We start from the raw sequence: 12,796 nt of genomic DNA on the forward strand, positions 1-12,796 counted from the left end.
GTAACTAGTTACCGCCGATCACCAGAGCCGGGTTCGGTGATCGGCGGTAATTGACTGCAGTAAACCGTATCAGGGCTTGTACACCCGTCCGCGAAAGGTCGCGATTCGTTCATCGCCCTCGTCCGCGACGACGACCTCGTACTCGGCCGTGCGTCCGCCGTCGTGCGTTTTGTCGGCGGTTGCAGTCAGCACGGTTCCTACTTCGACGGCTTCGAGGTACGAGATATTCGTCTCGAGAGCGACCGCCGTCTCCCCGTCGGAGTTCGAAGCCGCAGCGAAGGCCGCATCGGCGAGCGAGTAAATTGCGCCGCCGTGTGGCGTCCCGTGAAAGTTCGTCAGGTCGTCGGTGACCTCGAGGCGGGTCTTCGCCATCCCCTCCTCGAGGGAGACCAGATCGATTCCGAGCGTTTCACAGTAGGCGTCGCTCTCGATGTGCCGGCGGACAGCGTCGATATCTGCCATACGGTATCACACTCACCCGGGAGTAAAAGTATCTAGTGGAGAACCCGGGAACGATACCGCGTCCCCTCGCTAACTAAACAGTTGCTGGAACAGCGCCGCTTCGGCGCGCCGAAGCCGCTCCAGGAACGCGGATTTGCTGATGCCGAGTTCGTCGGCAACCGCTTCAGAACTGGTTTCCCGCGGAATCGAGAAGTACCCCAGTTCGAGGGCCGTTCGGACGCACTCCTCTTGAGCCGGCGTGAGGTCCCACCGATGTCCGGAGGGCTCCGTCGTTTCGGCCTGGAGCGGATAGACGCGCTCGAGTTTGACGCCGACGGTCTCGCCGGCGGCTTCCATGACGCCTTTGAGGACGTCGCGACCGACGACCGCACCGAAGATCATCGCCGCGCCGTCGCGGTACCGCAGCGTCTCGACGATGAGCCCGCCGTCGATCAACCGGTGGACGACGCAGGGCTCCTTCGAGAGACAGCGGTAGCGATAGCGGCCGTCCGTTTTCGACACGTGGAGATACGAGATCCGATCGTCCTCGTCGAGCACTCGAGTGAGTGCGTCGCTTTTCGGGGAACTGAACTGGAGCAGATCGTAGCCGTCGCTGCGGTGTTGTGGCGGCTGGGCACCGATCTCGACGTCGACGGCCCGCGTCGCGTCCGAAAGCGGGCAATCATCGTTCTGAACGCGAAATTCGACCGCGAGACATTCATCGATCATACCGAGTAGATGTCTTTCGTTATCAGTCACCAATATATAAAACCTCGTTATATGGCGGTTAATCCCTAAGGGAGTATACAGCGTGTTTTCGGATGAAACGATGGACCTGGACACAGTCAAAGAACGCGCGGGGCCGCGGGAGTTCAGCCCCGCCGACGACCTCCCCGAGGAGTACCGGAAGGCGGCGACCCGGATGATCGAATTCCACGCGAACAGCGAGATAATGGGCGCGTACCTGGAGCGTCCATTCATCCGAGAAGCGCCGAGTATCGATCGCAAGCTGGCGTTTTCCGCCAAGGTCCAGGACGAGATCGGTCACGGCCAGTTGCTCTACCGCGCCGCGGAGTCACTCGGCGTCAAAACCCGCGAGGAAATGTTAGACGACCTCGCCAACGGCGACGGGAAGTTCCTCAACTGCTTCCACTATCCGATGGAAAAGTGGCCGGAAACGGCGATGATCGCCTTCTTCGTCGACGGGGCGGCGATGCGCCGGCAGGCGACGCTCCGACGGACCAGCTGGGAACCATACGCCCACGCGATGGACAAGGTTTGCTTCGAGGAAGGGTTCCACGTCAAACACGGCGAGAGCATTCTCGCGGAGTTGATGAACGGCTCGAAGAAAGAACAGGAGATGACCCAGGAGGCCTTCGAAACGTGGTGGCCCCGCATCATCCAGTTCTTCGGCCCGACCGACGAGCAGAGCACGCACCACGGATTCGCATCCCAGGTCGGTCTGAAACAGAAGTCCAACGACGAACTCCGTACCGCCTTCCTCAACCAGTACATCCCGAAAGCCGAGAAGTACGGACTCGAGATTCCCGACGAGCCACGCATCCGCGAGAACGACGAGGGCAACTACGAGGTCGTCGAAGACGACCTGGACTGGGACGAGTTCTTCACGATCGCAAAGAACGAGTACGAACCCGGTGTCGGCCAGATCAACGGCCGAAAAGAGGCACAGGAGGCCGTCGAGTGGGTTCGTGAAACGATCGAGGGCGGTCCCGTCCCCTCGGGTAACCAGCCGCCACAGGCAGCCGACTAACAATGATTTGGGAAGTATTCCGACAGGAGAAGGAAGGCGAGTATCACACCCACTGCGGAAACGTCCACGCCCCGGACCGGGAGATGGCAAAGCAGTTCGCCGCGATCCAACACGGTCGGCGCAAGCCGACGAACAACATGTGGGTCGTCCCGAAAGAAGAAGTCGGCGAGGTCGACGGAGAGAAGTACTCGTTCGGCGGCACGACCGACAAGAGCTACCGGTGGGCGACGGGGTACAACGTCACCGCCGACGACGCGAGCGAGGTCGTCGAATCTTCGGACGAACAGGAAGACGCCGAACGGCGGCGGAGCGAGGTGGCATAAATGCCCGCCTTCGACTCCCCCGCGTCCCTCGACGACGAGCAGGCCGAGGCCCTCGAGGCCCTCCTGTTGGAGCTGGCCGACGACGAGTACGTACAGGCCGAACGCTACACCGAGTGGCAGGTTCGGGCCCCGACCCTCGAGTCGGATCTCGCGCTCGCGAACAACGCACAGGACGAACTGGGCCACGCCCGACTGTGGTACGACGTCCTGGAAGACCTCGGTCACGAGGAACACGAACTGATCTACGAGCGCGAGCCCGACGAATGGCGTCACAGCACGCTTACAGAACGTCCGTTCGACGACGGCGACTGGGCAGACGTCATCCTGCGACACTACCTCTACGATGTCGCCGAAGAACTGCGCCTCGAGGCCCTCGAGGAGTCCTCGTACGCGAAGATCGCCGACCGCGTCGGCAAGATCCAAAACGAGGAAGCGTATCACCGCGAACACGCCGAAAACTGGATGGAGCGGCTCGCCGACGACGACGAGAGCAGCGAACGCCTGCAAGATGCCGTCGACCGGCTGTTCCCCCACGCGCTGACGCTGTTCGAAGCCGGTAGTGCGGATCTCGAGGAAACGATCGTCGAGGCCGGCTTCCGCGACGCCTCGCTCGCGGAACTTCGCGAGGAGTGGCTCTCGATCGTGGTCCCGTACCTCGACGAACTGGGACTGGAAACGCCGGTCTCGGAGATCATCCAGTACGACGACTACGACCTCGAGGTCACGGACGACACCCTGCCCGAGGTTCGCGGTCGGGACGGCACGCACACCGAAGCGTGGGAGGAACTCCACGCGGAGTTCACCAACACCTACCGCGAACTCGAACGGAGCGAAGCGACGAAGATCATGGCGAAACCAGAATAATGAACAGCAATACTCCGGATCCGGAACCGAACCCGAACGCCGACGCCACGCCCTGTGCGTACACCGAGTACCGCGAGGGAGACGCCGTCGACGAACTTCCCGCCACCGGCGACGGGGCAACCGGCCTCGAGGCCGACGTCTGGGACGCCCTCTACGAGATCGAGGATCCCGAGATGCCGATCAGCATCGTCGATCTCGGCCTGATCTACGGCGTCAGCGTCGAGGACGGCGCCGTGGCCGTCGACATGACGCTAACGTACTCCGGCTGCCCGGCCCGCGACATGCTCACCGGACAGGTCGAGGACGCTGTCGCCGCCGTCGACGGCGTCGAGGACGCCGAGCTACGGCTCGTCTGGAGTCCGGAGTGGACCGTCGAGATGGTAACGCAATCGGGTAAAAACGACTTACAAGAATTCGGACTGAGCGTATGAAACGACGCCAGGATCCGAGCGTCACGACCAGCGGTGAAACTGCGGGCGCGACGTGTCCCTACTGCGAATCGACGAATACGGTCCGCGAGCATCCGAAAGGACCATCGCTCTGTCGGTCGATGCATTACTGTAACAGCTGCGAGCAGCCCTTCGAAAAGTTCGAATAAGCGGCTCGATTCTGCAGAATTTTCCGGCAGCAGTTCGCCTCGAGTGACGACCCGATACCGGTCGGACTCGAGTGTCACTTCTGTCGTCGATTTCTCGTTCTACAGGGGCGGGGGCTAATATATGGCGGATACGCCACCCAACTAACCAAAAACTATGGTACTCCATCTCGTGGACTCGAGCAGAAATTCATGGTGGAATCCATCGAGTACGCGTCGCGCGACGAGTTGCGAGAGTTACAGTCCGAACGGCTCCAATCGGCGGTGGCACACGCATACGAGAACGTCCCGTTTTACCGGGACCGACTCGACGATGCCGGCGTTTCACCCGGGGACGTCGAATCGGTCGACGACATCGGAACGCTCCCGTTTACCACGAAAGCGGATTTCCGCGCCGAGTATCCTGACGGCTTGTTCGCCGTCGACGACGACGAACTCCGCCGGATTCACGCCTCCTCGGGGACGACGGGCAAACCCAAGATCGTCGGCTACACCGAGGCCGACCTCGACCTGTGGCACGAGGTGATGGCCCGGTCGATGGCCGCGGCGGGACTCGACGCGAACGATACGATCCAGAACGCCTACGGCTACGGCCTGTTCACCGGCGGACTGGGTTTTCACGGCGGCGTCGAGGAACTCGGCGCGGCGGTGATCCCCGCCGGAAGCGGCAACACGCAGCGACAGGTCGACCTCGCACGAGACCTCGAGAGCGACGCGATCGGCTGTACGCCCTCGTACGCGCTCTACTTCGCCGAGACGGCGGCGGAGATGGGCGTCGATCCGCGCGACCTGTCGATTTCGACGGTGCTCTACGGTGCTGAGCCGTGTACGGATCCGATGCGTGAAGAGATCGAGGGCCGACTCGGCGCGACCGGAATCGAGAACTACGGCCTCTCCGAGGTGATCGGTCCGGGCGTCGCCGTGGAATGCCACGAGGCCCAGGACGGGATGCACATCTGGGAGGACCACTTCTACCCCGAAGTGATCGATCCGCAGACCGGTGAGCCCCTTCCGGAGGGCGAGGAGGGCGAACTCGTGTTGACCTCGCTGTCGAAGGAAGCGCTGCCCGTGTTGCGGTATCGAACGGGCGACCTCACGACGCTGACCTCCGACGAGTGTGCCTGCGGCCGCACGATGGTCCGAATGGACAGCGTCACCGGCCGTGCCGACGACCTCCTCATCGTCCGCGGCGTCAACCTCTACCCCAGCCAGATCGAGGACGTCGTCCTCGAGTTCGACGCCGTCGCCCCCTACTACCGGATCGACCTCTACCGCGAGGACACCCTCGATCGACTCGAGTTGACCGTCGAACTCGTCGACGACTTCGACGGCGACGTTGACCGACTCCGTGACGAACTGCTCGAACGGTTGCAGAACGCGCTGTCGTTTAGACCGGACGAACTCGAGTTAGCCGAGTACGGAACGATCGAGCGCACGGAAGTCGGGAAGGTAAAGCGCGTCTACGATCACCGCTGATCGCAGAGTTCGCCCCACATCGCCTCCGGCGTCAGCGCCCACATTTATTACCCCTCGCGAGCCACCGTTTGGCATGGACATCGAAGCCTTCTTCGAGGGAATGCCGTTTGCATCCATGCTTGGAATCGACGTCACCGAATGCGCCGACGGCCACGCGGAGGGCCGCCTCGAGATGACCGAGGAACTCTCGTGGAACGAGGATCAGCTGATGGCCCACGGCGGGGTTACCTTCACGCTCGCGGACACCGTCGGCGGCGCGGCGCTGGTCTCGGAGGTCGACCAGCCCGTTCCGACGATCGATATGCGGATCGACTACCTCTCGGCCGGAACGGGCGACCTGTACGCGGAAGCGGATGTCGTCCGCTGTGGCAGCGACGTCGGCGTCGTCGACGTCGACGTCTACGCCGAAGATGACGACACGCATATCGCCGACGCTCGCGGCGTCTACAAGACGGGATAGTTCGATCCACGGTCCGTTCGACGCGAGGCAGTTGTGGTGGCCGAGGCCGACTAGTCGTCTCCCGACGACTTCTTCTTCGATCGCTCACCGCTCCGAGAGCCGGCCGTTTTCCCAGTAGACGTAAGAACCGTCCGGTCGATCGTCTTTGCGGCGACCTCGTCGTCGTCGAACAGCAGATCCTTGTACTCGAAGTTCATGAACAACTCGAGTTGATCGTCGTAGTGGGGGCCGGTCTCGCCGTCCGGCGAAAGGTAGCCGGAATTGCCCGGCGGGAGGACGTTCTCCGCCCGAATCGTTTCGCCCATTCGGACGAAGTGGTTCTCGGTCCCGCGGTTCATGAACGGCATTTCGCCGGCGTCGCCGACGCCGACTGGCATCCCGAACAGAACGACGTTCTCGAGGTCGTCGGTCTCGACGTCGGCGCGCCACTCGGAGACGTCGGTGCCGTCGGCGGCTTCACCGCCTTCTCGAGACTCCGCCGGAGTCTCGCCGTACTCCTCCTCGAGGGCGGCGACCGCGTCCCGGAACGCCGTGCGGAAGACGGCGTCGCGATCGCCGTCGAAGTAGTCGACTGCGGTGTCGAGCGCGGTTTCCTCGGGATAGAGCGCCCGCATGAGCGTCCCGCGGCCGTACCGGAAGTTCAGGAACGTCATCGCGAGTCCGAACTGCTCGCCGAACGTCGGCGCGAACGTCCGTTCCATGAGCGCCGGGAAGAACTCGTCGAAGACGGTGTAGCCGATCGGGTACTGCCCCATGTAGTCCTCGCCGTCGGCCTGCCGGTAGTCGTCCCACCGCTCGAGATACCCCTTCGCCTTGCGCTCGGCCTTCGAGAGGTCGGCGTCCTCGAGCGCCTCGAGCAGGAACTCCTTGTACCGGATTGCCCGGAGATCGACGAAGGAGGTGTCGTAGACCATCTCCTTCAGATTCTCGTAGCTGACCGATCCGGTCGACTCGAGTTCGTGTTCGACGAGGTTGATAAAGCGCTGGACGCGGTGGTCGACGCCCCACGAGTAGCTTCGGTCGCCGTTGTCCCAGTCGGGAGCGGGTTTGTTGTTCCACTGCGCGGAGTAGCCGACCGGTGGGTTGATGCTGTAGGGTACCTCGCCGTCAGCCGCCCGCAGGAAGTCGTCGTCGGTCAGTTCGTGCTGGGTTCCGTCCGCGGGCAGTCGCGTGTCCCACGGGACCGACTCGGCGTCCGGGTAGCGTCCGAGGTGGAAGAAGCCGATGCCGCCGTCGCCGGCCCACATGAAGTTTAACGCGTAGTCACACTGCTGGGCGGCGTCGCGGTATTCCTCGACGTCGTCGGCGAACTGCGCGTCGTAGAACGCCCGGAACGAGAGCATGTCCCGGCCGTCGTAGGCCCGCGTTTGCGCGATGGCTTCGCCCTCCTCGGGGTCGTAGTCGGTGACGACGCCGTGGCGCGTCCGCCGAACGGTGTGGGGGACGTCGTCTCCGTCGGCTACTTCGATGACCTGTTCGTCTTCCTCGACCGCGTACCACTCGTCGCGGAACGCGTACTCGTCGGGGCCGTCGTCGGTCGTCCGGATCGACTCGACGAACATCTGGATACTTTTGTCGATACCCGCCGTCGAGGTGAACGAGCCGTCGCCGTTGTGGCCGAACATGATGGCGGGGTAGCCGGTCACCGTGATACCGCTCACGTCGAAATCCGGCCCGTGGAGGCCGACCTCGTACATGACCGACGGCGTGGAGAACGCCATCTGTGGGCCACCCATGAGGAGGTGGTCGCCGCTCTCGGTGACGTCGCCGTGGACGACGAGCGCGTTCGAGCCGACGGTCGTCGGAATACCGAGTTCGTGAGCCCCGCCGACGAGGGTCTCGAGCCGGCGCTGCTGGCGGTCGAACGCCCCGGCCGGATCGCTCGAGAGACGATAGTCGCCGCCCGTAATGCGGTTGCTGGTCCCGCCAGTCTCACCGCCGTCGATCCGATCCTCGTAGATTCCGGCATCAGCCGTCGGCGGCGTGAAACCGGGATTCGGCACGTCGCCCGACGTCGGCGCGTCCGGATCGTCTCCCCACTGGAGGTCCTCGAACAGGTCCCACGCCATCTCGTCGTCGTACTCCGCCTCGAGTCCCGCGAACACCGCGGCGTTCAGCGTCTCGAGGTTCACTCCCGAAAAGAACGCCATCGTCGCGACGAAGACGCCGGCCACGTCCACCGGATCCCAGCTGTCGGGCTCGAACCCGTTCTCGACGAAACCCCTGTGGAACTCGTCCCTGTCGCTCTCGCCGGATCGCACTTCCTCGATGTGTCTGTTGATCCCGTCGGCGTACGCCCGCAGGACCGCGCGGTGTTCCGGATCCAGTTGCGTCTCGATCTGTTCCTCGAGGGCTATCGCGCTATCGTGGGCGAGGCGTGCCTCGCGGTCGAACTCGACCCACTCCTCGCCCAGCACTTCGGCGACGGTTCCGTGATAGAACCGGCGATACAGCTCGAGCTGATAGAGTCGGTCGCGTGCGGTCGCGTAGCCGTGGCCGTAAAAGACCGGTTCGGGGCCGTCACCATCGCGCGCGTAGATATGCGGGACGCCGTACTCGGTCCGCTTGATCGTCACGGCGACCGGCGGTTCGTCCGTCCGCTCGAACGGAAGCGTCTTACTGTTGATGAATCGTTCCGCGGTAGCCACAGCCCCGGCGGCAAGGATATCTCGCCGACTGATTGATGGTACCATACTATAGGGGCAACGAGGCCGATAAAGGGGGTGATGGTATCGGAAGCGATTACCGATGGTCCCTCCTTCGAGACGCCTCGAGTCGGTGTTCGAAACGGAAGCCGTGGGAGATAGGTCGCGGATCACTACCCGACGCGGCCCGCGCCGACACTCGAGCGCGACCGGTGATGGATCGGTCCAGCCGGTACCGGAGAACGGTGTCCGAGTTCAATTCGGCGCAGTGACCGACGCCGAATCGACGAGTGCCGATCGTATCGGAGAAACGCCGGGACGACGACGGGTCGTCGAGATCGAGCGGGGAGTCGGCGTCCGGCAGAACAAAGACTAAACCGTCCCTTGCTCGATACAGAGATATGAACGACGCCTCTCGATCCCCTCGCCCGGTGACGACGACGGAGTCTTCGCTTCGCATTCTCGAGTTTCTCAAACGGAATCCCGGGCAAACGCTCGAGGAGTTGAGCGACGAGCTAGATCTCGCTCGGAGCACGATTCACCGGCATCTCCTCACGCTCGAAGACAACGACTTGCTCGTCAGGGAAGACGGCGCGTTCTACGTCGCGCTTCGGTTTCTCGACTTCGGGATCAGCGCCCGTAACCGCGTCCCGTTTTTCGATGACGGCCGACGACAGGTCGATCGACTGGCCGAGGAAACCGGCGAAAAAGTCTGGCTCGTCGCGAAAGAGGGCGATTTCAGCGTCCACCTCTACAAGGCGTCCGGAGACAGTCCGTTGCGAACGTCCGCGCGCGTCGGCCAGCGGCGGTACCTCCACCAACTCGCTGCCGGAAAGGCTATCCTGGCGAATCTCGACGAGGACGAACTGCAGGCGATCATCGACCGGCAGGGGTTGGTGGAAATGACCGAACAGACCATCACCGACGAGGAATCGCTCCGCGAAGAACTGGCAGCGATTCGAGACCGGGGGTACGCGTTCAACATCAGCGAGTCCATCGAGGGGTTGAACGCGGTCGGCGCGCCGATCCGTGACGACGACGGCACGCCGATCGGCGGAATCAGCATCTCCGGACCGGCAAATCGCGTCAAAGGCGACTACCTCCGGAACGAACTGCCGGATAAACTACTCGCGGCGATCGACGAGATACACATCAATCTCAGGTACGGCTCGAGCGAGTAGCGCCTCGAAGACCGTTCCGGTCCTCGGTTAGGGCTCGAGGAAGCGTCGACGTTACGGGGTGTAGTCCGTTACTACTGGTCCCAGCGGTTTTCGAACAATTTCCGAAATCCTCCCGTATATCCGAATAGCTTGGATTAAATCTGACTTAGTGGCCGCGGCTGATTACACGCATACAGCTGTATAAAATCGGGAGCAATATCGATCATATTCGGCCCGAGCGTCGGTTTTGACCGCCCCAACAGCCAATCATTTCTCCGACATAGTATCCACTATGAGCCGTTAGAGTGCTCTTGTTGACTGTATGAGTCAATTGTGTATATAATAGATAGATTTCACTAATTTCTCCTGGTCCACTATATCCGAGTTACTCGGATTATATTCGATCTCACCCGATTAGTTCACGCGTGCTTCCCAGGAAACACCTGAATAATCGTCACTCGAGTTCGGATCGATGGGGTCGTTACCAGTTAAACGGCTCCGATCCGGCATCGAACACACTAATCCAAGATAATCGGATATACCTTCTCGCGACTCCTACACGCTTGTGAGGACACGTCACAGAATTATCGTTGTGACTCGGTCTCACGGAACTATTAAGTAGCGCCTTCATGATTGTATACTATATGGTAACCGCCAGTACAAAGGAGGTTAGCGCTGTGACCGAGCTACCCCGTGGCTTTAGCATCTGCGTTAGCGAGGTCTTCCTCTTTACAGGTAAACTGGCGGAGAGCCCGTCGATGCGAGATGTAACACGCACTCGCATCGGCCACATTCTCTGGGGATAACCCGGGGGATCGTTCCCAGCGATCCCGGGAATACCCAGACCGGCCGTGGTACAGCGCTATGAGTAGCCACCGGTCCACCAGCAAGCAACAATGAGTGCACAAAAAGAAGCAGAACGCAGCGTGAACAGCGATCCAACGACGATAACCGACGATCCGATCCAGATCCTCGACGAGGACGGAAACGTCCTCCCCAACGCAGAGGTTCCCGACCTCTCGGAGGGCCAGCTGCTGTCGATGTACGAGGATATCAAGCTGGCGCGCAAATTCGACCAGCGCGCGATCAGCTTACAGCGACAGGGTCGGGTCGCCACCTACGCACCGATGACGGGGCAGGAAGGCACCCAGGTCGCGACGAGTTACGCCCTCGACGACTGCGACTGGCTGTTCCCGACCTACCGCGAACACGCGGCCAAGTACGTCCACGGAATGAGCCTCGAGTCGCTGTTGCAGCCGCTTCGTGGCTATCGCGACGGCTACGCGATTCCGGACGACGTCAACGTCATGCCGGAGTACATCCCGATCGCGACGCAGTTGCCACAGGCCATGGGGATGGCCTGGGGACACAAGAAACAGGGGCGAACGGACGAGGCCGTGCTCTGTCACTTCGGCGACGGCGCGACCTCCGAAGGCGACTTCCACGAGGGACTGAACTTCGCCGGCGTGTTCGACGTCCCCGCGGTGTTCGTCTGTAACAACAACCAGTGGGCGATCTCCGTGCCCCGAGAGCGCCAGACCGCGAGCGAAACGATCGCACAGAAGGCGAGAGCCTACGGTCTCGAGGGCGTCCGCGTCGACGGGCTCGATCCGCTCGCCATGTACGAGGTCACGCGCGAAGCCCTGCGGAAGGCGAAGAATCCGACCGACGACGAACGCCGACCGACCCTCATCGAAGCGGTCCAGTACCGGTACGGTGCACACACGACCGCGGATGATCCGTCAGTCTATCGCGAGGAAGACGAAGCGGAACCGTGGCGGCAGAAGGATCCGCTCGATCGCTTGCAACACTACCTCGAGACCGAGGGGATTCTCGACGAGGAACGCGAGGCCGAAATCGACGACCGTATCGAGACCCAACTCGGCGACGCGGTCGATGCCGCCGAAAACGCGTCGGCGGATCCGGACGAAATCTTCGAACACGTCTACGATGAGATGCCGGACCGGCTCCGCGAACAGCGGGACGAACTGAACGCGCTCCGCGAGAAGTACGGCGACGACGCGTTCTCCGAGGTGTTAGAATGAGTTCGGCCGCGACGCCGTCGACCGAGTCCAGCACGGACAACCTCTCGCTCGTCGAAGCGGTCCGCGACGGACTCTACACTGAGATGTCGACCGACGAGCGCGTCGTTGTGCTCGGCGAGGACGTCGGCAAGAACGGCGGCGTTTTCCGGGCCACCGACGGCCTGTACGAGGAGTTCGGGGCCGGCCGCGTCGTCGACACCCCGCTCGCAGAGTCCGGCATCGTCGGGTCGGCAATCGGGCTGTCCCTGTCCGGAATGCGACCGGTGGCGGAGATGCAGTTCATGGGGTTCATCTACCCTGCGTTCGATCAAATCGTCAGCCACGCCTCCCGGCTCCGAAGCCGCAGCAAGGGTAAGTACTCGGTTCCGATGGTGATCCGAGCGCCTTACGGCGGCGGCATTCGAGCCCCGGAACACCACTCTGAATCGAAGGAAGCGTTCTTCGCACACGAACCCGGATTGAAGGTCGTCTGCCCGAGCACGCCGTACGACGCGAAGGGACTGCTCATCGCCTCGATTCGCGACCCTGACCCGGTCATCTTCCTCGAGCCGAAACTGATCTATCGCGCGTTCCGCGAGGACGTTCCGATGGAATCGTACGAGGTCCCGCTCGCCGACGCCGCGATCCGGCGGGAGGGAAGCGACGTCACGGTATACACGTGGGGTGCGATGACCAGACCCTCCCTCATCGCCGCCGACAACGTCGCCGAGGAGTACGGCGTCGACGTCGAGGTCGTCGACCTGCGGACGCTGTCGCCGCTGGACGTCGAGACGATCGTCGACTCGTTCCAAAAGACCGGCCGAGCCGTGATCGTCCACGAGGCCCCGAAGACCGCCGGACTCGGTGCCGAAGTGGCGACGACCATCCAGGAGAACGCGGTGCTCTATCAAGAGGCGCCGATCGAGCGCGTCGCCGGCTTCGATACGCCGATGCCGCTGCACGCGCTGGAGGATTACTACCTTCCACAGGCCGTCCGCATCCAGGATCAGATACTCGAGACCGCCGATTTCTAAGGT

13 protein-coding genes are annotated in these 12,796 nt (G+C 62.4%); 10 read left to right on the forward strand and 3 right to left on the reverse strand.

All coding sequences use genetic code 11. The annotated features are described in order from the left end of the window. Positions 1-69: 69 nt before the first annotated feature. Both paaI and GS429_RS11715 read right to left on the reverse strand, forming a co-directional pair. Complete coding sequence (gene paaI, locus GS429_RS11710) at positions 70-462, reverse strand: hydroxyphenylacetyl-CoA thioesterase PaaI (RefSeq protein WP_160065541.1); 393 nt, start codon at positions 460-462, stop codon at positions 70-72. Positions 463-531: 69 nt separating this feature from the next. Then, the gene (locus tag GS429_RS11715; protein WP_160065542.1) at positions 532-1,170 is read right to left on the reverse strand and encodes a helix-turn-helix domain-containing protein; all 639 of its coding nucleotides are present in this window, start codon (positions 1,168-1,170) and stop codon (positions 532-534) included. A 100-nt stretch (positions 1,171-1,270) separates the two neighbouring features. Between GS429_RS11715 and paaA the strand changes: the two genes are divergently transcribed. From paaA to GS429_RS11745, 7 genes are all read left to right on the forward strand, one after another. Next, the gene (gene paaA / locus GS429_RS11720) at positions 1,271-2,212 is read left to right on the forward strand and encodes a 1,2-phenylacetyl-CoA epoxidase subunit PaaA (RefSeq protein WP_160065543.1); all 942 of its coding nucleotides are present in this window, start codon (positions 1,271-1,273) and stop codon (positions 2,210-2,212) included. A gap of 2 nt (positions 2,213-2,214) precedes the next feature. Beyond that, the gene (gene paaB, locus GS429_RS11725; RefSeq protein WP_160065544.1) at positions 2,215-2,535 is read left to right on the forward strand and encodes a 1,2-phenylacetyl-CoA epoxidase subunit PaaB; all 321 of its coding nucleotides are present in this window, start codon (positions 2,215-2,217) and stop codon (positions 2,533-2,535) included. Beyond that, complete coding sequence (gene paaC, locus GS429_RS11730) at positions 2,536-3,399, forward strand: 1,2-phenylacetyl-CoA epoxidase subunit PaaC (protein ID WP_160065545.1); 864 nt, start codon at positions 2,536-2,538, stop codon at positions 3,397-3,399. Beyond that, positions 3,399-3,830: a 1,2-phenylacetyl-CoA epoxidase subunit PaaD gene (gene paaD, locus GS429_RS11735; protein WP_160065546.1), complete on the forward strand. Its 432-nt coding sequence runs from the start codon at positions 3,399-3,401 to the stop codon at positions 3,828-3,830. The genes paaC and paaD overlap by 1 nt, the downstream gene beginning before the upstream one ends. Continuing rightward, positions 3,827-3,997, forward strand: a complete 171-nt coding sequence (gene paaE, locus GS429_RS22485) for a 1,2-phenylacetyl-CoA epoxidase subunit PaaE (protein ID WP_328821364.1) — start codon at positions 3,827-3,829, stop codon at positions 3,995-3,997. The genes paaD and paaE overlap by 4 nt, the downstream gene beginning before the upstream one ends. A 189-nt stretch (positions 3,998-4,186) precedes the next feature. Continuing rightward, positions 4,187-5,470 (forward strand): phenylacetate--CoA ligase PaaK, encoded by a 1,284-nt coding sequence (paaK, locus tag GS429_RS11740; RefSeq protein WP_160065547.1) that lies wholly within the window; start codon positions 4,187-4,189, stop codon positions 5,468-5,470. A gap of 73 nt (positions 5,471-5,543) precedes the next feature. Continuing rightward, positions 5,544-5,930 carry a PaaI family thioesterase gene (locus GS429_RS11745; protein ID WP_160065548.1) on the forward strand — a complete coding sequence of 129 codons (387 nt, stop codon included), beginning with the start codon at positions 5,544-5,546 and terminating at the stop codon, positions 5,928-5,930. A 50-nt stretch (positions 5,931-5,980) separates the two neighbouring features. On the opposite strand, the gene GS429_RS11750 is transcribed toward GS429_RS11745, so the two are convergent. Then, entirely contained in the window at positions 5,981-8,623 is a 2,643-nt protein-coding gene (locus tag GS429_RS11750; RefSeq protein WP_160065549.1) for a penicillin acylase family protein, read from the reverse strand. Positions 8,624-8,976: 353 nt separating this feature from the next. Between GS429_RS11750 and GS429_RS11755 the strand changes: the two genes are divergently transcribed. From GS429_RS11755 to GS429_RS11765, 3 genes are all read left to right on the forward strand, one after another. Continuing rightward, positions 8,977-9,756, forward strand: a complete 780-nt coding sequence (locus tag GS429_RS11755) for an IclR family transcriptional regulator (RefSeq protein WP_160065550.1) — start codon at positions 8,977-8,979, stop codon at positions 9,754-9,756. 875 nt (positions 9,757-10,631) lie between these two features. After that, complete coding sequence (pdhA, locus tag GS429_RS11760; RefSeq protein WP_160065551.1) at positions 10,632-11,780, forward strand: pyruvate dehydrogenase (acetyl-transferring) E1 component subunit alpha; 1,149 nt, start codon at positions 10,632-10,634, stop codon at positions 11,778-11,780. Further along, on the forward strand, positions 11,777-12,793 hold the full coding sequence (locus GS429_RS11765; protein WP_160065552.1) for an alpha-ketoacid dehydrogenase subunit beta: 1,017 nt from the start codon (positions 11,777-11,779) through the stop codon (positions 12,791-12,793). The genes pdhA and GS429_RS11765 overlap by 4 nt, the downstream gene beginning before the upstream one ends. Positions 12,794-12,796: the final 3 nt, after the last annotated feature.

The organism is Natronorubrum halalkaliphilum, from assembly GCF_009834785.1.
GTDB lineage: Archaea > Halobacteriota > Halobacteria > Halobacteriales > Natrialbaceae > Natronorubrum > Natronorubrum halalkaliphilum.

Bases quoted from the DNA above. Each gene is read 5' to 3' on its own strand.
- paaI (WP_160065541.1), bottom strand. From the start codon at position 462: ATGGCAGATATCGACGCTGTCCGCCGGCACATCGAGAGCGACGCCTAC.
- pdhA (WP_160065551.1), top strand. From the start codon at position 10,632: ATGAGTGCACAAAAAGAAGCAGAACGCAGCGTGAACAGCGATCCAACG.
- paaE (WP_328821364.1), top strand. From the start codon at position 3,827: ATGAAACGACGCCAGGATCCGAGCGTCACGACCAGCGGTGAAACTGCG.
- paaK (WP_160065547.1), top strand. From the start codon at position 4,187: ATGGTGGAATCCATCGAGTACGCGTCGCGCGACGAGTTGCGAGAGTTA.
- GS429_RS11755 (WP_160065550.1), top strand. From the start codon at position 8,977: ATGAACGACGCCTCTCGATCCCCTCGCCCGGTGACGACGACGGAGTCT.
- GS429_RS11745 (WP_160065548.1), top strand. From the start codon at position 5,544: ATGGACATCGAAGCCTTCTTCGAGGGAATGCCGTTTGCATCCATGCTT.
- paaA (WP_160065543.1), top strand. From the start codon at position 1,271: ATGGACCTGGACACAGTCAAAGAACGCGCGGGGCCGCGGGAGTTCAGC.
- GS429_RS11765 (WP_160065552.1), top strand. From the start codon at position 11,777: ATGAGTTCGGCCGCGACGCCGTCGACCGAGTCCAGCACGGACAACCTC.
- GS429_RS11715 (WP_160065542.1), bottom strand. From the start codon at position 1,170: ATGATCGATGAATGTCTCGCGGTCGAATTTCGCGTTCAGAACGATGAT.
- GS429_RS11750 (WP_160065549.1), bottom strand. From the start codon at position 8,623: ATGGTACCATCAATCAGTCGGCGAGATATCCTTGCCGCCGGGGCTGTG.
- paaC (WP_160065545.1), top strand. From the start codon at position 2,536: ATGCCCGCCTTCGACTCCCCCGCGTCCCTCGACGACGAGCAGGCCGAG.
- paaB (WP_160065544.1), top strand. From the start codon at position 2,215: ATGATTTGGGAAGTATTCCGACAGGAGAAGGAAGGCGAGTATCACACC.
- paaD (WP_160065546.1), top strand. From the start codon at position 3,399: ATGAACAGCAATACTCCGGATCCGGAACCGAACCCGAACGCCGACGCC.